This window comes from Pseudomonas savastanoi, from assembly GCF_020917325.1.
In the GTDB taxonomy this organism is placed as follows: domain Bacteria; phylum Pseudomonadota; class Gammaproteobacteria; order Pseudomonadales; family Pseudomonadaceae; genus Aquipseudomonas; species Aquipseudomonas amygdali.
Map to the genome: position 1 here is coordinate 335,629 of NZ_CP076652.1, position 17,494 is coordinate 353,122.

14 protein-coding genes are annotated in these 17,494 nt (G+C 58.3%); 12 read left to right on the top strand and 2 right to left on the bottom strand.

Annotated features, from left to right (window positions below):
- The first annotated feature begins 385 nt into the window (after nucleotides 1-385).
- The 4 genes from KP808_RS01585 (at nucleotide 386) to KP808_RS01600 (ending at nucleotide 4,450) form a co-directional block, all read left to right on the top strand.
- The gene (locus tag KP808_RS01585) at nucleotides 386-1,669 is read left to right on the top strand and encodes an MFS transporter (protein WP_230018776.1); all 1,284 of its coding nucleotides are present in this window, start codon (nucleotides 386-388) and stop codon (nucleotides 1,667-1,669) included.
- 214 nt (nucleotides 1,670-1,883) lie between these two features.
- Nucleotides 1,884-2,465 (top strand): alpha/beta hydrolase, encoded by a 582-nt coding sequence (locus tag KP808_RS01590; protein WP_230017322.1) that lies wholly within the window; start codon nucleotides 1,884-1,886, stop codon nucleotides 2,463-2,465.
- Between the two features lie 80 nt (nucleotides 2,466-2,545).
- Entirely contained in the window at nucleotides 2,546-3,496 is a 951-nt protein-coding gene (locus KP808_RS01595) for a sigma 54-interacting transcriptional regulator (RefSeq protein WP_230017323.1), read from the top strand.
- Between the two features lie 171 nt (nucleotides 3,497-3,667).
- On the top strand, nucleotides 3,668-4,450 hold the full coding sequence (locus tag KP808_RS01600) for a MetQ/NlpA family ABC transporter substrate-binding protein (RefSeq protein ID WP_058402782.1): 783 nt from the start codon (nucleotides 3,668-3,670) through the stop codon (nucleotides 4,448-4,450).
- Nucleotides 4,451-4,615: 165 nt separating this feature from the next.
- Here the strand turns inward: KP808_RS01600 and KP808_RS01605 are convergent, their stop codons facing one another.
- A complete protein-coding gene (locus tag KP808_RS01605; protein WP_230017324.1) occupies nucleotides 4,616-5,875 on the bottom strand; it encodes a lipase family protein in 1,260 nt (419 codons plus the stop codon).
- Between the two features lie 116 nt (nucleotides 5,876-5,991).
- Here KP808_RS01605 and KP808_RS01610 point away from each other — a divergent pair, with 116 nt between their 5' ends.
- Nucleotides 5,992-7,218: an MFS transporter gene (locus KP808_RS01610; RefSeq protein WP_230017325.1), complete on the top strand. Its 1,227-nt coding sequence runs from the start codon at nucleotides 5,992-5,994 to the stop codon at nucleotides 7,216-7,218.
- A 115-nt stretch (nucleotides 7,219-7,333) separates the two neighbouring features.
- Here KP808_RS01610 and KP808_RS01615 read toward each other — a convergent pair whose 3' ends face one another.
- Nucleotides 7,334-10,432, bottom strand: a complete 3,099-nt coding sequence (locus KP808_RS01615) for an autotransporter domain-containing protein (RefSeq protein WP_230017326.1) — start codon at nucleotides 10,430-10,432, stop codon at nucleotides 7,334-7,336.
- Nucleotides 10,433-10,649: 217 nt separating this feature from the next.
- Here KP808_RS01615 and KP808_RS01620 point away from each other — a divergent pair, with 217 nt between their 5' ends.
- The 7 genes from KP808_RS01620 to KP808_RS01650 all read left to right on the top strand — a co-directional run bounded on the left by KP808_RS01620 (nucleotide 10,650) and on the right by KP808_RS01650 (nucleotide 17,325).
- On the top strand, nucleotides 10,650-11,546 hold the full coding sequence (locus tag KP808_RS01620; protein WP_058402787.1) for a TauD/TfdA dioxygenase family protein: 897 nt from the start codon (nucleotides 10,650-10,652) through the stop codon (nucleotides 11,544-11,546).
- A gap of 16 nt (nucleotides 11,547-11,562) precedes the next feature.
- On the top strand, nucleotides 11,563-12,444 hold the full coding sequence (locus KP808_RS01625) for an ABC transporter ATP-binding protein (protein WP_058402788.1): 882 nt from the start codon (nucleotides 11,563-11,565) through the stop codon (nucleotides 12,442-12,444).
- Nucleotides 12,445-12,535: 91 nt separating this feature from the next.
- On the top strand, nucleotides 12,536-13,402 hold the full coding sequence (locus KP808_RS01630; RefSeq protein WP_003317308.1) for an ABC transporter permease: 867 nt from the start codon (nucleotides 12,536-12,538) through the stop codon (nucleotides 13,400-13,402).
- Between the two features lie 38 nt (nucleotides 13,403-13,440).
- Nucleotides 13,441-14,460, top strand: a complete 1,020-nt coding sequence (locus KP808_RS01635; RefSeq protein ID WP_230017327.1) for an ABC transporter substrate-binding protein — start codon at nucleotides 13,441-13,443, stop codon at nucleotides 14,458-14,460.
- Between the two features lie 485 nt (nucleotides 14,461-14,945).
- Nucleotides 14,946-15,161: a DUF6124 family protein gene (locus tag KP808_RS01640; protein WP_005747748.1), complete on the top strand. Its 216-nt coding sequence runs from the start codon at nucleotides 14,946-14,948 to the stop codon at nucleotides 15,159-15,161.
- 111 nt (nucleotides 15,162-15,272) lie between these two features.
- Complete coding sequence (locus KP808_RS01645; protein WP_230017328.1) at nucleotides 15,273-16,223, top strand: RHS repeat-associated core domain-containing protein; 951 nt, start codon at nucleotides 15,273-15,275, stop codon at nucleotides 16,221-16,223.
- 70 nt (nucleotides 16,224-16,293) lie between these two features.
- Nucleotides 16,294-17,325 carry an RHS repeat-associated core domain-containing protein gene (locus KP808_RS01650; RefSeq protein ID WP_230017329.1) on the top strand — a complete coding sequence of 344 codons (1,032 nt, stop codon included), beginning with the start codon at nucleotides 16,294-16,296 and terminating at the stop codon, nucleotides 17,323-17,325.
- The last annotated feature ends 169 nt before the right edge of the window (nucleotides 17,326-17,494 follow it).

Below are 17,494 nucleotides of genomic sequence, written 5' to 3' on the forward strand. Positions count from 1 at the left end.
AGCCTTCCCAGTAAAACTCCGATAACCGCTATTCAGCGGAGGCCTGGCGTTTATGTCATTTGACACTGGCATGGCAAATGACTATAAATGCGCCATGTTGTACGACAACTTAAGACTTGCAGAAAATTACAACCACAAAAATAATTCAAAGAGTAACAAGTCCATGACCAGTCTGATTTCTCAGGCAGTAAAAAAGTTTATCTCCCCCATTTTGTCAAAATTTTCGCCCGTTTGTCGGCGAATTACCTCGATAACCCTGCTTAAAAAGCCCGTAACCTGAAGTTACATAAAACCAGCCGCCTCACGGTCATGGCCGCGGGACGCTCATCGCCAATCTAAAAATAAACAGGGTGAAGAGATGAAAATAAAAGGCATTCGATGGTGGATGGTGGGGCTGGTAACAGCTGGCCTGGTCGTCAACTACCTTGCACGCAACACGCTGTCCGTCGCAGCGCCGACGCTCATGAGCGAACTGAGCATTTCCACCGAGCAGTACGCGCACATCGTCGTCGCCTGGCAGCTGTGCTACGCCATCATGCAACCGGTGGCGGGCTACATCATCGACGCCATCGGCACCAAGATGGGCTTTGCGATTTTCGCCATTGCCTGGTCGGCTGCCTGCGCTGCCGCAGCGTTCGCAACGGGCTGGCAGAGCCTGGCCATCTTCCGTGGCATGCTCGGGCTGACCGAAGCGGCGGGTCTGCCCGCAGGCGTCAAGGCCACGACCGAATGGTTTCCGGCCAAGGAGCGTTCGGTTGCCATCGGCTGGTTCAACATTGGCTCGTCGTTCGGCGCATTGCTTGCGCCCCCGCTGGTGGTCTGGGCCATTCTGCAAAGCGGCTGGGAGCTGGCGTTTCTGATTGTCGGTGGTCTGGGCATCGTGTGGAGCGGGCTATGGCTGCTGTTGTACAAGCACCCGCGTGACCAGAAGCGTCTGGGCGATGCCGAACGTGACTACATCCTCAGCGGCCAGGAATCGCGCCTCAAGGATGCACCTGCCCAGAAAGGCAGCTGGAAACGCCTGTTCAAGAACCGCAATTTCTACGCTATTGCTTCGGCGCGCATCCTGTCCGAGCCGGCCTGGCAAACCTTCAACGCATGGATCCCGCTGTACCTGATGACCGAGCGCCACATGAACATCAAGGAAGTTGCGATGTTCGCCTGGCTGCCGTTTCTGGCGGCTGACATCGGCTGTGTACTGGGCGGCTATCTGAGCCCGCTGTTTTACAAATACTGCAAGGTTTCGCTGTTCACATCCCGCAAGATGGTCATGCTGTTCGGCTGCTCATGCATGATCGGCCCGGCCTGTATCGGGCTGGTCGAAAGCCCTTACACCGCTATCGCATTGCTGTGCATCGGTGGTTTCGCGCACCAGACACTGTCGGGCGCACTGTACTCGATCACCTCGGATTCGTTCGGCAAAAACGAGGTTGCCACGGCGACTGGCATGGGCGGGATGTTCGGTTTTCTGGGCGCTGCAGCGTTCACCATGGTGTTCGGTGTGCTGGTCACCAAAATCGGTTACAGCCCACTGTTCGTGGTACTGGCGATTTTCGATATCGTCGCCGCCATTGTGGTGTGGACCGTCGCCCGTGAAGTACCGCAAAACGACGAGGCCGTGGCGCTGAGCGTTGACGAATCGGGTTCTCGAGCTGTTCCCGCAACCTGAGGCCGTCGTAATCCTGTAACGAAGCGCGGATATTCTCTGCTCTGAAAGTGATTTTTTATTAGAGGCCGTTCCTCGAAGGCAGGGGACGGCTTCTTTTTTTGCCTGATAGCTGATATTCGTTTTAGGAATTAATAAATAGCTTCTTATTCCTTAGCGAATATAACTTCCATCCCTATACTCGTCTCATGAACGCATACATGCAGGAGGCGAATCCATGCATAACGAGTCGATCCGGTATCTGATCGTGCCAGGCTGGCAAGGGTCTCCTGATGATCATTGGCAGACCCACTGGCAAAACAGCCTGCCCAACAGTACGCGCGTGGAGCAGGCCGACTGGCTCAAACCACGCCGTGAGGACTGGGTGGGCGAGTTGCAACGCACGATTGCAGCACACAGCACGCCGGTGATCCTGATCGCTCACAGCCTGGGTTGCGTGACGGTCGCGCATTGGGCACAACTCGCACCGCTGGAGACTCTGCGTCAGGTGCAAGGTGCGTTGCTGGTAGCACCTGCCGACGTCGAGCGTCCGAATTGCCCGCCTGCATTGCGTAATTTTGCGCCGATCCCTGATGATCTGCTGCCGTTTCCGACACAGATTGTCAGTTCTGACAACGACCCTGCGGTCAGCTCTCAGCGCGCTATGGAAATGGCCCGTCACTGGGGCGCGGAAGTCGGGTTTCTGAGTCAGGCCGGGCATATCAACGTCAAGTCCGGTCATCAGCGCTGGGAGCAGGGGTTCGCCTACCTGTACCGGCTGCAAAACCGTCTGGAGCAGCATGCGCGTCGGCGCGCATGAGCGGCAGCTTGTTTATCGACCCAACGGGTCCTGTCTTTTAAACGCTTGAGCCGTCGCAAGGGCTCAGGCGGGAGTGTGTCATGAGCCTTCACGAAAATTTCGGTCAGCCGCTGCTGACTTTCCCCGATGCAGAAAAAAGCCCGCTGAGCATTCGCGCCAAGGCGCTGGTGTTCATCGACCCGCGCTCGCGCCGTTTACGCGAAGAAATGGAACAGCTGGCACCTCGTTCACTGCCGGTCTTGATCCGTGGCGAGTCCGGGACCGGCAAGGAATTACTGGCGCGGCATATTCATCGCGGCAGTGATCGCTCGGGCTTGTTCGTTTCAGTCAACTGCGGTGCCATCAGCCCGACTTACGCCGATGCGGAGTTGTTCGGTTATGCCGCCGGAGCGCACAGCGGTTCGGTCAGCAGTCGGGCCGGCTGGTTTGGCTCGGCCAACGGCGGCACTTTGTATCTGGATGAAATCGGCGACCTGCCGCTGCCGATTCAGGTCAAGCTGCTCGCCGCCCTGGAAAACCACGAAGTCACGCGAGTTGGCGCGCACCAGCCGAGCCCGGTCGATGTGCGTCTGGTAGCCGCCACCAGCATCGATCTGGCGCAGGCGGTGGCTGCCGGAAAATTTCACGAGCGGCTTTATCACTACCTGAGCGAGGGGCGTCTTGACCTGCCGGCGTTGCGCGAGCAACCGGGCAACATCTTGCCGCTGGCCGAATACTTTGTCGGTATCTACAGCCAGCGCCTTAGCCTGCCTGTGCAACTGATCAGCGAAGACGCACAGCGCACGCTTGAAGCTCACAGCTGGCCCGGCAACACACGTGAGCTGGAGAACGTCATTCACTTTGCCTTGCTGGTCAGCAGCGGTGATGAAATTCGGGCTGAAGATATCAATCTGCCGGATATTGCCGCGCCGCTGACGCTGATCGAGCGTCAGGCAAAACTATTGGTTAGCGGCGGCGATCGAGAACAGCTTTGCGCGCTGCGGCGATTGCTCGAAACGGTGACATCGCAGCTTGAGCAGAACTCTGCATGAAGGCTTGAGACAAAAAAGATATAAGTACTCGATTAAAAAGTCTTTTATCGGAATATAAAATCTCGGTAATGTCAGCATGATGTCGCAGGGTTTGGATCGCGCGACGGCAAACCATTGAGTAATAAAGCGTCATTTTCTGATGACGCTCTCGGATTTCGCTAAGGACATTGCATGAAAAAGACGTTTCTGATGACCGCTCTGGCGGCTGTGTTTTCGATTGGCCTGGCTCACGCGGGCGAAAAGCTGGTAGTCGGCGCGACGCCCGTACCGCACGCGGAAATCCTTGAGCTGATCAAGCCGACCCTGGCCAAAGAAGGCGTGGACCTGGAAATCAAGGTCTTCACTGACTACGTGCAGCCAAACGTTCAATTGAGCGAAAAGCGCCTGGATGCCAACTATTTTCAAACCAAGCCTTATCTGGATGGCTTCAATAAGGGCAAAGGCACCAATCTGGTGACTGGCGTGGGCGTACACGTCGAACCGTTCGGCGGCTACTCCAGCAAGTACAAGAAACTGGCTGATTTGCCTGAAGGCGCAACCATCGCCATTCCAAACGAAGGCAGCAACGCAGGCCGCGCACTGTTGCTGTTGCAAAAAGGTGGCCTGATCACCCTGAAGGATCCGACCAACGCCCTGTCCACGCCGAAAGACATCGCAACCAACCCGAAGAAATTCAAATTTCGCGAACTGGAATCGGCTGTACTGCCACGTGCGTTGAAGCAGGTTGACCTTGCCCTGATCAACACCAACTACGCGCTGGAAGCCAAGCTCAATCCGAAGAAAGACGCGCTGATCATCGAAGGTGCCGATTCGCCGTACGTTAACTTCCTCGTCACCCGCGAAGACAACGCTCACACCGACGCCATCGAAAAACTGTCGAAAGCGTTGACCAGCCAGGAAGTCAAAGACTTCATCAACAAGAAGTACGACGGCGCGGTACTGCCTGCGTTCTGACCCACTGAGTGTCGTGCGTAATCCAACTATCGTGCGACGCTCCGCGTCGCATGCCGTTCTGGACGCTCTGCGTCCTCTTTCGAGCATGTGGCGCGGCACAGATCTGTGACGCAGAGCGTCACGCAAGGCACTTCGACGCTGGAGCGTACCGAACGATAATCTCGTCTATCGTGCGTCGCTCCGCATCGCCCCACAATTCCCCGCCATAAACGCCCCTGAAAACGCTTTCTCGACAAAACGTGTGGAGTCCGGCAGCGAGCCATTCACTGCGCCGGAGTGATCCAGCTGCGGGTAGTAATGCCACTCGATGCGGTCGCCAGCCTTACACGCGTCTTTCACCAGCGCGATCTGGCTGCGAACAGGTGAAATGACATCCTTGCCTCCCGTACCGATAAAAACCGGAATGTCCGACTTTAACGTCGGGTAGTCCGATTGGCGATTGACCTGATCAAGTGCCTTATCGGGTGAGCGTTTGAAGCTGTTGTTGAATGTCAGTCCATCCGCGACCACCTTGCGCTCGATGGCTTGCAGGCATTCACGCTGACTGGTTTCGAACGCGGGCTTTGCGCGGTCGCTCAGGTAATCGGCAGGATGCAGCGACGGGTCAATCAGCGCGGCAGTACTCAGTCGCAACAGGTTATAGGCCAGCGATGGCGTGACCTGATCGCGGAAGGTGTCCGGTCCGGCATGTTTCTCATGCGATTGAGCCATCGGATACGGCGTCCCGGTCGCAACCACTCCGACAATGTTCAATTCGGGCGCATAAGTCTTCTGGTAGACGGCCGTTGCGAAAGCGGCCCGGCCACCCTGCGACTGCCCGAACACAACCACCTGCGAAGACAGATTGAAGTCCGCCTTCTGAACCGCACGAATGCTGTCGAGCACACCATACGCCAGCGGACTGCTCAGCCCGAACGGGTGCAGCCCCGGCGTGCCCAAACCCTGGTAATCAGTAGCCACAATCGCGTAGCCCCGCCCGAGCCATTCATTCAGATAGCGCGTGTCGCGATCACTGCGCCCGGCAAAGGAAGGCGCACAGATGTCCGCGCTGCCAACCGTGCCATGCGCCCACGCCATCAGCGGCCATCCGCCCTTTGGCGGCTCACCCTTGGGCATGAACAAGGCTCCTGACACTGCGACTGGCTGGTTGTTGAGCCCGTCTGTCGAGGTGTACAGGATGCGGACATTCTGTCCGGCACTCTCAAGGCTCTGCGTGGCCGTCAGCGGCTCCGAGCGCAGCAGTTGGCCCGGTGTCGACGGCACTTTATCCGGCCATGTGTAAAATGCGGGAACACCGCCTTCGCCCGGGTCTGACTGGGCAACGGCGACAGTTTTCATGGAAGTGCCTGGCACTGCGCTGCAAGCTGCGAGCAGGACCATCAACAGGGTGGCCAGAACGGCCGAATACCTTGGCGATGAGTTCATCGGTATTTCTCCACAAGCTGACAGGAGAGAGCGCATCAGCATCGATGTATCAAGCCGATTATGACCTGAGCGATGATAACTGACGCACGCGCTGCCAGTACTGAACGGAGTTCTTCATGCGCAAGGATTACCTCGCTTTCTTCATCTCGCTTTTCCTGTCCAGGCTGGCGGATCAGATCCTGTTGTTTATTGTGCCGCTGGTGGTGTTCCAGACCACCAACAGCGCTTCATGGGCGGGGCTGGCGTTTTTCGTCGAATCGTTACCGAGGTTTCTCGCGTTTCCGTTGTGCGGCGCGCTGTGCGACAAGTATTCGCCTATCAGAATTCTGCACATCAGCCAGGTCTACCGGGCATTGCTCTGCGTGCTGGCGATGGTGTTCTACGCACTCTTTGGTGGCATTGGATGGCTCGTGGTGCTCTCGGCATTGTGCGGGGTGCTGACCACGCAAGGCATCATGGCGCGCGAAGTGCTCATGCCGCATATCTTTCAGCACTACAGCTACACCAAAACGTTGTCCTATTCCCAGATCGCCGACCAGTCAGGGCTGGTTCTCGGGCCGCTGGTGGCGGCACTGATGCTGGAGGTGTGGGCCTGGCACTGGGTAGTGCTCTGGATCGCCGGACTATTCCTGCTGGCAGACCTCTGCATGTTGGCTTGGCAACGTCTTGGCCGTTTTAAGCTGGAAGTGTTCGAGCAGCATCAAGACATCTGGCTGCAGCCACTGCGGATTGCGTTCGGGCATATCCGTGGCCTGGCCGAATTGAAAAAGATCATCACGCTGGCAGTAGGGGTCAACCTGATCGTCGGCGTCACTCTGGCGACCTCGGCAGCCATGGTCATCGGCGAGTACAGCGCAGGCAAGGATAACTATGCAGGGCTGCAGGCGGCGGGGGCAGTGACCACTATCGTGATCCTGTTCTTCCTGGCCCGTGTGGTGCTGCCTTTGCGGGTGCTGGGCGGTGTCGGGTATTCAATGATCGCGATCGGGGCATTTATCAGCGCCCTGATTCCGAACCTGATTGGCTATGCGCTGGGTTTTTTGTTGATCGTCGGCTTCGACAAGATGTTCAACGTCTACATGCGCACCCTCCGGCAGCGGGTGATACCGCCTCAGGACTTCGGCAAGACGGTGGGCGTGATCACGTTGCTCAACAACCTGTCGCAGCCTCTGGCAGGTTTGCTGGTGGCCCTGCTCGCAGCGCCCTTGGGCATTCGCCAGGTCATCCTGAGTTTGGCCGTGCTGACGAGCGTTATCGGGGCGGGTGCCCTGTGGTGGTTTGCAAAGGCACGCAGCCCATTCCCGACCTCGATTGTTGAGGCTGATCGGGAGGCCGGGAAATGAAAACGAGAGGGTTAGAGCTGGATGGAATTGAGGGTCAACGCAAGAGCGCTCAGACCCCCTGATAACTTTGGCAGGCTACTCTCCGCCCCTACAGAGAGCAGCCGCCGCTTCAGCCTTAAAACGCCAATGTCACCCGAGCATTCAGCGACTGATCCGAAGCATCGTTACTCACCTGACCGTCGTAACTCAGGCCCACGCTCAGCGTATCGCTCAACCCCAGGTCGACACCTGCGCCGAGCACTGCGGCGCTGCGGGCAATCGGTGCGCCGGAGAGTTCGAAGGTGCTGCCGCCGCTGAAGGCTGCGCGGCTTTCCGGGGTGACGTCACCGTAGGCGCGACGCCAGCCCAGTGTGGCGTTGGGTTTGATCGTCACGCTGCCAGCGTTCAAGCGAGTGGCAGCGCGCAGGCCCAGGGTGCTGAAGGTGATGTGGTTGTTCTGCGACTTGTTCTCCAGGCTGATGGCGTTGCTGTTCTCGTCAAATGCGTCGGTGTCGAGGCGCACATGGGCGAGGTTGGCGAAGGGTTCGAGCAGCGCATTGCCCATTTCGATGGAGTAGCCCAGTTCGCCGAAGACCTGATTGGTCGCTGCTTTGTAGTCTTCCTTGAAGTGCTCGGACGAGCCCGGCAGGTCCAGCGTGCGCTTGGCGGTCAGTTCATGCCAGGTGCGCACTGCGCCGAGACGCAGGCCCAGTTGACCCCATTTCGCGCCGCCGTAGACACCCAGATGATAGTTGTCGCTGTCGGTGGAGCCGGACGCATGGCGCAGGTCGAAGCTGCTGTTGCTGAAGCCTGCCAGTGCGCCTATGCGCCAAGTGTCGTCGAGCGGTACGTCGGCGCCGAACAGCAGGCCGCTGGTGCGGGTTTCCAGGCCTGAAGCGTCGCGGCTGCTGTCGGTCTGGCCGGTCGCGCCGATGGCTTGAGTCCACACCACGCCACGCGAGGCATCACCAGCCAGGGTTTGCGTAGTGCTGCCGAATGACTGCGCGGACTGCGCCTGCTGCATGCGATCGTTCATGGCGTTGCGCACCAGACGGCTGTCTTCGATCAGCGCAGATTGAGTCGATGCGTGCAGCTCGTTGGACAGAGCCTTGAAGGTCGCCTGTGCGGTTGCTGCGTCGTCCTGCACCACCTGTCGCCACAGGGCATTGCCTGCCCCCACGCTGTCGAGCCCCTGAGCAACGGCACTGGCATTGCGCGTGGTCGCCAGACTGGCGAAGGTTTGTGCGTTGCGATTCAGCGTCAGCCCGACGTCTGTCGCGGTGTAGTTCAGCGTCGGCGTAAGGAACGCGAAGTTGGTTTGCACGGCCGCAAATGCACCGCTGACGCCACCGGCTGCGGAGATAATCGAGTAACGGCTTGCTGCTACCCAGTTACCGCCTTCAACCAATGACAGCGTGCTGTTATTGATGGTCGCACGGCCGCTGGCGACGATGCGGTCGGCATTGCCATTGGCGTCCGACTCCACTTGGTAAACCGAGCCCTGAGCCAGATTGACGTCACCGTTGACGTTCAACTGGCCCACCGAATTACCCGGTGCAACCACACCGCCCTGAGCGACGTTGATGCCGCCGACGGTGCCGTTGCCCCCCAGCGTTGCGCCTTGCTGCACGCTGACGATGGAGTTGCCGAGGTTGCCATTCACTGCGAGGCGACCGGCCTGCACGGTCGTCGCGCCGGACAGGCTGCTGTTGCCGGTCAGGTTAAGCGAACCGGCACCGCGCTTGATCAACGCGCCGCTGCCCGCCAGGGTGTTGGCGAGGGTGTCGTTGGTGGACTGATCGACCACCAGCGTTGCGTTGTCGGTGATCGTGCCGCTGCCGAAGGCCTGGGCATGACCGGTCAGGGTGCCGCCGTTGATCAGCGTGCCGCCCGAGTAGGTGTTGTTGCCGGTCAGGATCAGGTTGCCGGTGCCGTTTTTGATCAGTGCGCCACTGCCGCTGATGTCGTTGCGCCAGGCGTCGATGGCGTTATAGCCGCCCAGGCTGGCGTTCATGTTGACGGTGACGTTGGAATTGAACGCGCCGTAGCCATCGCCTGCGGCATACAGGTTCAAGCGACCGTAGCCACCTGACTGATCGATTACCGCGTAGCCCGAAGATATTTCAGTGGTCCCCAGAACCTCGCGTCTTTGGCTGGCGTCCAGGTACGGAAAGCGGGTTTCCAGCAGCACTTCTGCGTTGGTCGGCACTACCGGAGCCAGGTTGGTGGGGCCGACCGGATCGAAACCGTAGGTCATGCGTGAGGTATACAGCGCTTTGTCCTGGGCATGCTGGGAAGTGCGGTCAGTGGCCGGGTCAATGCTCGCTATGCAGTTGTTGATGTTGCCACCGCATTGCGCCGTGAAGTAAGTCAGCGCCTGCGCGCGAGCATCGGCGCGCAATTGCGTGTTGGCGGAATTGGACAGGTTGTCGATGGCGAAATAGGTCGCGGTGATTCGCCCGCCCATCACGTCGAAGGGCGAGTGCATGCCCGCTTCGATGCGGTTGTCGCCGATTTCCGAAGCACGCAGCATCAACTCGCTGAACCGCTCGGGGATCGCGTAGGCCAAGGCGTAGGCTGACAGGTAGGCAGCGTTGGTGTGCCCGCTGGGGAAGCCCGAGTCACTGGCCGGCGTGGTGCTTTCGGCCGGGCGCAGGGACGGCGCGACGACGAATGCCAGGCTCTGTCCGTCGAGGCTCTGCCGCCATGGCCGTGGATACAGATAGTGGGACTTGGCCGGGGTCGTGGAGGCATCGTTACGCACGGCACCGACCAGATCGACCACCTTGCCCAGCGCCGAAGATGAACTGCCTGCGCCATTGCCCTTGTCGTCGTACCTGACGGTTTTGTTGCTGTCGTCGAATTGCGTGATCGTCGTGAACGCGCCCGCGCCGGCTTTGTAAGCATCGCTCAGCGAGCCCAGGCCGCTGATGGCGCTGTAGCTCTGGTCGCGGCGGTCATCGAAGTAGGCGGCGGTTTCCTGCGCCAGCGTGCGCGAGTTGGCGCGGTCGACCACGATCTGCAGGTTGCGTCGCAGCAGGCTCTGACCGAGGGCAGTCGGCGTGCCGGTGTCCCAGGTCGCACCGGTCGTCCACAGGGTGTTGAACCCGGAGAGCAGGTCGACACCGTTTATACGATTGTCATTGGCACGGCTCGCTGCCTGAACCGAGACGGCAAGCAGCGAAAGTATCAATGACGACACCATTATATGGGCAACCGGTTTATTGGATCGCATAGCTGGCGCTTCACTCGATTCGGATGAGGCGCCGACCCTAGCAAGGCGGTCTTACACTTGGATGTATCTGTCGTGACACATTTATGCTGGCTGACGCTACACAGTGAGCCTGCGAAAAATTCAGCACTATGGATATTCCTTAACGGTATTTAAATTCTCTTTCTTATATCTATAGAGTTTCGTCTTTCAGTCACACTGTTCTGGAGTCGGAGTTCTCATGCCAGCAGCCTCCCTCGCTTTATCGCCCGCTCAACCTGCTTCGCAATCGTTCGAAGTGCGTCCATTCACCGGAAAGGTGGGCGCTGAAATCGTCGGGCTGGATCTGTCCAGACCGTTGAACGACGCAGATTTTGCGCGAGTGCATCAGGCGCATCTGGATTACCACGTTGTGGTGTTCCGCGATCAGCAGATCACGCCGCAGCAGCAGGTCGATTTCAGCCGTCGTTTTGGGGTGTTGCAGATCCACGTGCTCAAGCAGTTTCTGCTGGCCAACCATCCGGAAATCCTGATCGTTTCCAACATTGTCGAGAACGAGAAGCCTGTTGGGCTGGGCGATGCCGGTAAATACTGGCATTCGGACCTGTCTTACAAAGAGCTGCCAAGCCTGGGTTCGATGCTTTACGCACAAGAGTTGCCGAGCGAAGGTGGCGACACGCTGTTCGCCGACATGCATCAGGCGTGGGACACCTTGCCGCAACACCTGCGTGATGCCGTCGAAGGGCGCTCGGCGGTTCACAGTTACACCGCGCGCTACGCCGAGGGCCATAACGCGGCCAACTGGCGTCCGACCCTGACCGCCGAGCAACTGGCCCAGGTGGTCGAAGTCAGCCACCCGATTGTTCGCACGCATCCTGAAACCGGTCGCAAGGCGTTGTTTGTCAGCGAAGGTTTCACCACCCGGATTCTTGACCTGCCGGAAGACGAGAGCCGCCAGATTCTCAACGAGATCTACGCCCACAGCGTGAAGCCCGAGCACATCTATAGGCATCAGTGGCAAGCCAACGACATGGTGTTCTGGGACAACCGTTCCCTGATTCACCTGGCTGCCGGCTGCCCGGCCCATCTGCGACGCAAACTGCATCGCACGACCATTCAAGGCACCGCGCCATTTTGATTCAGGAGAGCCGTTCATGAATGCTGTCGCGCAAGGCCACACGGCCAGCACGAGCGCCCAACCGCAACCGACTGTTCAGCACACCACTGAAGCCTTGTTGCACGTTCGCGGTGTAAGCCTTGAATACCGCACGCCAGAGCGCGTGGTCCGGGCGACGCATCAGGTCAGTTTCGAGGTCGACCCGGCCGATCGTTTTGTGCTGCTCGGCCCATCCGGTTGCGGCAAGTCCACATTGCTCAAAGCCGTAGCCGGGTTCATCCGGCCCAGCGAGGGCGAGATTCGTCTGGCAGGTCATCAGGTCACCGAACCTGGCCCGGACCGCATCGTGGTGTTTCAGGAATTCGACCAGTTACCGCCGTGGAAAACCGTGATCGAGAACGTCATGTTTCCGCTGCTGGCGTCACGCACCCTGAAGCGTCCCGAGGCGCTGGAGCGCGCTCGTTATTACCTGGAAAAAGTTGGCCTCAGCGCGTTTGCCGATGCTTATCCGCATACCTTGTCCGGTGGCATGAAAGCACGTGTGGCAATTGCCCGAGCCCTGGCCATGCAGCCGAAAATCCTCTTGATGGACGAGCCGTTCGCCGCGCTTGATGCACTGACCCGGCGCAAGATGCAGGAAGAACTGCTGGAGCTATGGGACGAGGTGCGTTTCACGCTGCTGTTCGTTACCCATTCCATCGAAGAAGCGCTGGTGGTCGGTAACCGCATCCTGCTGCTGTCACCGCATCCCGGCCGCGTACGGGCGGAAATCAACAGCCATCAATATGACCTGAAAAGCCTGGGCGGCGTTGGCTTTCAGCAGACCGCGCAGCGTATTCATCGTTTGTTGTTCGATGAGGGCGAGGCCGGGCCAGTGGAGCAGGATCTGAATTTTCAGGACATCCGGATTGCTTACTAGACGACTGCCTTGATCGTTCCCACGCTCCGCGTGGTAATGCCTTTCAGGACGCTCCGCGTCCTATCTACACGATTACCGGGAAACCCGAACCATGAGCCTCGCACCTCCCGCTCGCGAAGAATATGAAATCACGCTGGAGCCTTTCACTCAGGAAGACCTGGCCCGCGATCTGCCCCTGGCACAGCGCATCTGGCAACTGAGCTGGGTGCGCAAATGCGTGATCATGATCGCGCTGGCCGTCATCTGGGAGCTTGCCGCGCGCCTGCAGAACAACGACCTGCTGTTGCCGAGCTTTCTGCAAACGGCAGCCGCCTTTTATGACGGGCTGATTTCCGGCGAGTTGCCGGGCAAGGTCTGGATTTCCCTGACTGTACTGATTCAGGGCTACTTGATCGGCATCGTGCTGGCGTTCGCCCTGACCACGCTGGCAGTGTCTACGCAACTGGGCCGCGACCTGCTCAGCACGCTGACCGCCATGTTCAACCCGCTACCGGCCATTGCCCTGCTGCCGCTGGCGTTGCTGTGGTTCGGGCTGGGGCAGAACAGTCTGATTTTTGTTCTTGTGCATTCGGTACTGTGGGCGCTGGCGCTCAATACCTACGCCGGTTTTCTCGGCGTTTCGGAAACCCAGCGTATGGCCGGGCGCAACTATGGTCTCAAAGGCCTGCGCTTTGTCTGGCACATCCTGATTCCTGCTGCGCTGCCATCGATTCTCGCCGGTCTGAAAATCGGCTGGGCCTTTGCCTGGCGCACGCTGATCGCCGCCGAGCTGGTGTTTGGCGCGTCCTCCGGCAAGGGCGGTCTGGGCTGGTACATCTTCCAGAACCGTAACGAGTTGTATACCGACAAGGTCTTTGCCGGTCTGGCAGCGGTGATCCTCATCGGCCTGCTGGTCGAGAACCTGCTGTTCGCCAACATCGAGCGCCTGACCGTCAAGCGCTGGGGCATGCAGCGTTGAAACGCCGTCTTTTTTTGAATAATCAGGGTGGGAACCACATGAACACTGCATTTCAACGCCCGGCACTGACTGTGCTGGCGGCGACGCTTGGCTTGTTTGGCGCGCTGCTCAGTGGCGGCGCTCAGGCTGAAGGCAAGATCAGCATCGCTCAGCAATTCGGCATCGGCTACCTGATCCTCGACGTGGTGCGCGATCAGAAACTGATCGAGAAACATGGCAAGGAGCAGGGGCTGGACATCAAGGTCGACTGGAACAGCATCTCCGGCGCCACCGCGATGAACGAAGCGCTGCTGGCCGGTGCGCTGGACGTGGTGTCGGCAGGTGTGCCACCGATGCTGACCGTCTGGGATCGCACCAAGGGCAAGCAGAACGTCAAGGCGATTGCCTCGCTGGGTTCGATGCCCAACTACCTGCTGACCAACAACCCCAACGTGAAAACCATCAAGGACTTCACCGACAAGGACCGCATCGCTGTGCCGGCTGCTGGTGTGGGCTTTCAGTCGCGTACCTTGCAGATCGAGACCGCCAAGGTGTTCGGTAACGACAACTACAAGAAATTCGACAACATCTCGGTGAGCCTGGCGCACCCGGATGCCACCGCAGCGCTGCTGGCGGGCGGCTCGGAAATCAACTCGCACTTCTCCAGCCCGCCGTTCCAGTACCAGGCGCTGGAAAACCCCAACGTCCACAAAGTGCTCAGTTCCTATGACGTGCTGGGCGGTCAGGCGACGTTCAACGTGCTCTACACCACCGAGAAATTCCACGACGAGAACCCCAAGACCTACAAGGCGTTCTACGACGCGCTGGCCGAAGCCGAGAAGATCATCAAGGCCGACAAGCCCGCTGCCGCGCAGACCTACATCCGTGTCGAGCAATCGAAACTGCCGTTGCCGCTGGTAGAGAAAATCGTCGCTGACCCGGAAATCGACTTCACCGTCACTCCGCAGCGCACCTTCATCTACGCCGAAAAACTGCATGAACTGGGCGTGTTGAAAAACAAGGCGGCGAGCTGGAAGGACTACTTCTTCGAAGAAGCGCACGGCACAGAGGGCAGTTAATCCGTGCGGTTTGAGGACGACGCGGAGCGTCACGAAGGGCATTCCCACGCGGAGCGTGAGGAACGATAGAAGATCTCCCGGGCGCCTATCGTTCCTCACGCTCCGCGTGGGAATGCCGTTCTGGACGCTCTGCGTCCTCTTCTGAACAAATCAGGTTACTTCCGCTCACGAAAAACCTGTCCTGCGGGACATTTCCTTCAGTCTTTTCTCTTTCCTGCGTATGACCTTTCCTAGAAAATCCCGGGCCCTTGTGCCTGCCAACTCTGCGCACTAGGCTGCGTCGGTCGCTGATTTTTCAGCGATCGGGTTTAGCAGCCTGTCCAGAGACACGCAGCGCAATTACCGCTTTATGGCGGCTTTGCGTGGGGCACTTTCGAGTGCGCCGGGTCTGTGTTCTCTACCGGTCTGCTAACCCGCGTCAAAGTCGCCACCCTTGTTTGTTTAGCAGCGAACATCTGATGGCCCTACTTGCAGAGGCACGCATGATGATCAACTCGACCCCGTCTCCACCGCTCCCCAACTCTCTTGAAGATTCCCTGATACAGGTCAGTGAAATACTGCGCTGTGCCTCTGCCACCGCTTCTGAAACCGGTGACAACCTTGAGGGCCTGAAACGTGATCTTGCGTTCTCGGTGGTGCATCTGATCAACATGGCCAAGGCCGAGCTGGAGCGCTCGCTGGAATGTGTTCAGAGCCACTGACAGCCCCTGACGCAACCTAGCAGTTCTACGAGTAGCCGCTGCGGTCCCTGCAATGCATTGTGTGTCTGAAGAGGCCTGCCTCGCCGATCAAGACCACTCCGGTTACTCACCATGCGCCAGCAAACTACCCTGTGCCGTTACCGCTATGACGCGCTTGACCGGCTCGCGACTCGTACGCCGATGGCAGGTGCCATTGCCCGCTCGTTCTATCAGTCCGACACCCTGGTCAGCGAGATTCAGGGGGCAGAACACGTTCGGTTCCTGCATCGAGACCGTCAGTTGCTGGCCACTCAGTCAGCGCTCGCTACGCTGTTGATCGGCTCGGACCAACAGCACAGCGTGCTCCACACCGTATCGGCCAGCTTGTCTGACCCTATCGCTTACACCCCCTATGGGCATAGGCAAGCGTTGAACCAACTGCCAGGCTTCAACGGTGAGCGCCCCGACCCATTGACCGGTCATTATCTGTTGGGCAATGGTTATCGCGCCTACAACCCCGTTCTGATGCGCTTCAACAGCCCGGACAGCCTGAGCCCGTTTGGCAAGGGCGGTATGAATGCCTATGCGTACTGCGCGGGTGATCCGGTTAATCGGTCTGATCCGACCGGGCATAAGATAGATGAGAGTCAGATACTTTCATTTGTGTGGATAGGGCTCGGTTTGTTCGGTGCTTACCTGGGTGTAAAGGCGGCTGTTCCTGCGATAAAGGCTGTCGCCAAGGGCAATGCTTCGCTATCGACGAAACTGACAGCTTCCTCGGCACTCGGCCAGATCGCAGCGAGCACCGTGTTTACCGTAAGCCGTGTAATCAACGCGGTCGACCCTGACGGCCCTGCCAAGGATGTTTTGCTCGCGACTGCAATAGGCATTGTGATTCCAGTGCTGGCCGTTCGGACATTCAACCCGCGCATCAAGCGTTGGGAGGATGCAGGGGCAGATATAAAACTGCTCAATGATAGGCGTTCAAGTTTAAAAAGTGAGTTCGCTGATACCGCTAGCGCCATTCGAGAAACACGCCCTTGGGGTGATCGGGCAGACGAATTGAGTCGCATGATGTACTGATACGTTTATCTGTACATGATTTCTCCAGCCTGATTCACCTGAACGCTTACTCCATCATCAAGGATCGATCATGGCTCTCCTCTGCACGTACACCTACGACCCGCTGGACCGTGTCTCCACATTGAACCCGCTGGCTCAGGTCCTCTCCAGTCGGTTCTATGACGGCGAACAACTGATGACCGAGTTACTGGGCGACAGGCAACGAACCTGTATCCGCGCAGGCGGCCAGTTACTGGCGCAGCAGAGTAGCGAGGGCGAAGAGGTCGTGACGACGATGATCGCCAGTGACCTGCACAACAGCGTTCTGCACGCGAGCGAAGACGGGAGGCAGGTTGATATCGCGTATACGCCGTTCGGGCATCGTCAAGCCGAGCAGACAGTCGCAGCACTACCCGGTTTCAACGGCGAGCAGCCTGACCTGGTAACCGGCCATTACCTGCTCGGCAATGGCTATCGCGCCTACAACCCGGTGCTGATGCGCTTTAACAGCCCGGACAGTTTTAGCCCGTTTGGTGAGGGTGGGTTGAATGCGTATGCGTATGGGCTAAACAATCCGATCAAATACATAGACCCGACCGGGCATTTTTCGTCTTTCTTAAGTGGGGTTTTGGCGGCTGGGTTATTGCTCACTGGAGGTGGGTCAATTTATGTGTCTACTCACGTAAAAGAATCGAATCCAACGCTCAGTGGGGTGCTTATGGGGGTGGGCAGTGCGTTAGCTGTTGCGGGCGTTGGTTTTGCTCTGAGTTCAATTGTAAAGAAGGCTGCTGGAGTGGGGCGTTCAATCCCTGACCTGGAGAGGATCGAGCTTGCTAGCCGGGCCCCTGGTTTGCCAATCAGAAACTCGATAAAATTTACACCTCAATCACCTTGGCAAACCGCTGATAAGTTGCAGGCTGCACCCTTTACATTGCCACGAGCAAAACTATCATCATCAAACCTTGCATCGTCAAGGTCGTCTGTTCGCAGATCAGGTTACCCTAAATACAAAAATATAGGAAAGCGTGAGTTTAAAGAGTATTTATCTGGTGTACACAAGATGCCAACTCTTACTGAAGAGTTGCCGACTAACATTCGCCAGGGTACTGAATCGTTGGCTTAATCGATAAGCTACGTTTAATTTCGGCAGTGACGCTCAAGGCAACGTTCCCGCCGAAATTCGAACCGGCAAAACTCAAAATATGCGCTGAGTTCCTTTAGGCCAATCAGTCATTTGAAGGTCTTTCTTGTCTACCCACTTTCTGCCCAGTTAATGAACCCTCCCTCTCGCG

Coding starts and splice junctions, on each gene's coding strand:
- KP808_RS01630 (WP_003317308.1), top strand. CDS start 12,536: ATGAGCCTCGCACCTCCCGCTCGCGAAGAATATGAAATCACGCTGGAG.
- KP808_RS01605 (WP_230017324.1), bottom strand. CDS start 5,875: ATGAACTCATCGCCAAGGTATTCGGCCGTTCTGGCCACCCTGTTGATG.
- KP808_RS01610 (WP_230017325.1), top strand. CDS start 5,992: ATGCGCAAGGATTACCTCGCTTTCTTCATCTCGCTTTTCCTGTCCAGG.
- KP808_RS01625 (WP_058402788.1), top strand. CDS start 11,563: ATGAATGCTGTCGCGCAAGGCCACACGGCCAGCACGAGCGCCCAACCG.
- KP808_RS01600 (WP_058402782.1), top strand. CDS start 3,668: ATGAAAAAGACGTTTCTGATGACCGCTCTGGCGGCTGTGTTTTCGATT.
- KP808_RS01615 (WP_230017326.1), bottom strand. CDS start 10,432: ATGCGATCCAATAAACCGGTTGCCCATATAATGGTGTCGTCATTGATA.
- KP808_RS01620 (WP_058402787.1), top strand. CDS start 10,650: ATGCCAGCAGCCTCCCTCGCTTTATCGCCCGCTCAACCTGCTTCGCAA.
- KP808_RS01635 (WP_230017327.1), top strand. CDS start 13,441: ATGAACACTGCATTTCAACGCCCGGCACTGACTGTGCTGGCGGCGACG.
- KP808_RS01650 (WP_230017329.1), top strand. CDS start 16,294: ATGGCTCTCCTCTGCACGTACACCTACGACCCGCTGGACCGTGTCTCC.
- KP808_RS01645 (WP_230017328.1), top strand. CDS start 15,273: ATGCGCCAGCAAACTACCCTGTGCCGTTACCGCTATGACGCGCTTGAC.
- KP808_RS01595 (WP_230017323.1), top strand. CDS start 2,546: ATGAGCCTTCACGAAAATTTCGGTCAGCCGCTGCTGACTTTCCCCGAT.
- KP808_RS01590 (WP_230017322.1), top strand. CDS start 1,884: ATGCATAACGAGTCGATCCGGTATCTGATCGTGCCAGGCTGGCAAGGG.
- KP808_RS01640 (WP_005747748.1), top strand. CDS start 14,946: ATGATCAACTCGACCCCGTCTCCACCGCTCCCCAACTCTCTTGAAGAT.
- KP808_RS01585 (WP_230018776.1), top strand. CDS start 386: ATGGTGGGGCTGGTAACAGCTGGCCTGGTCGTCAACTACCTTGCACGC.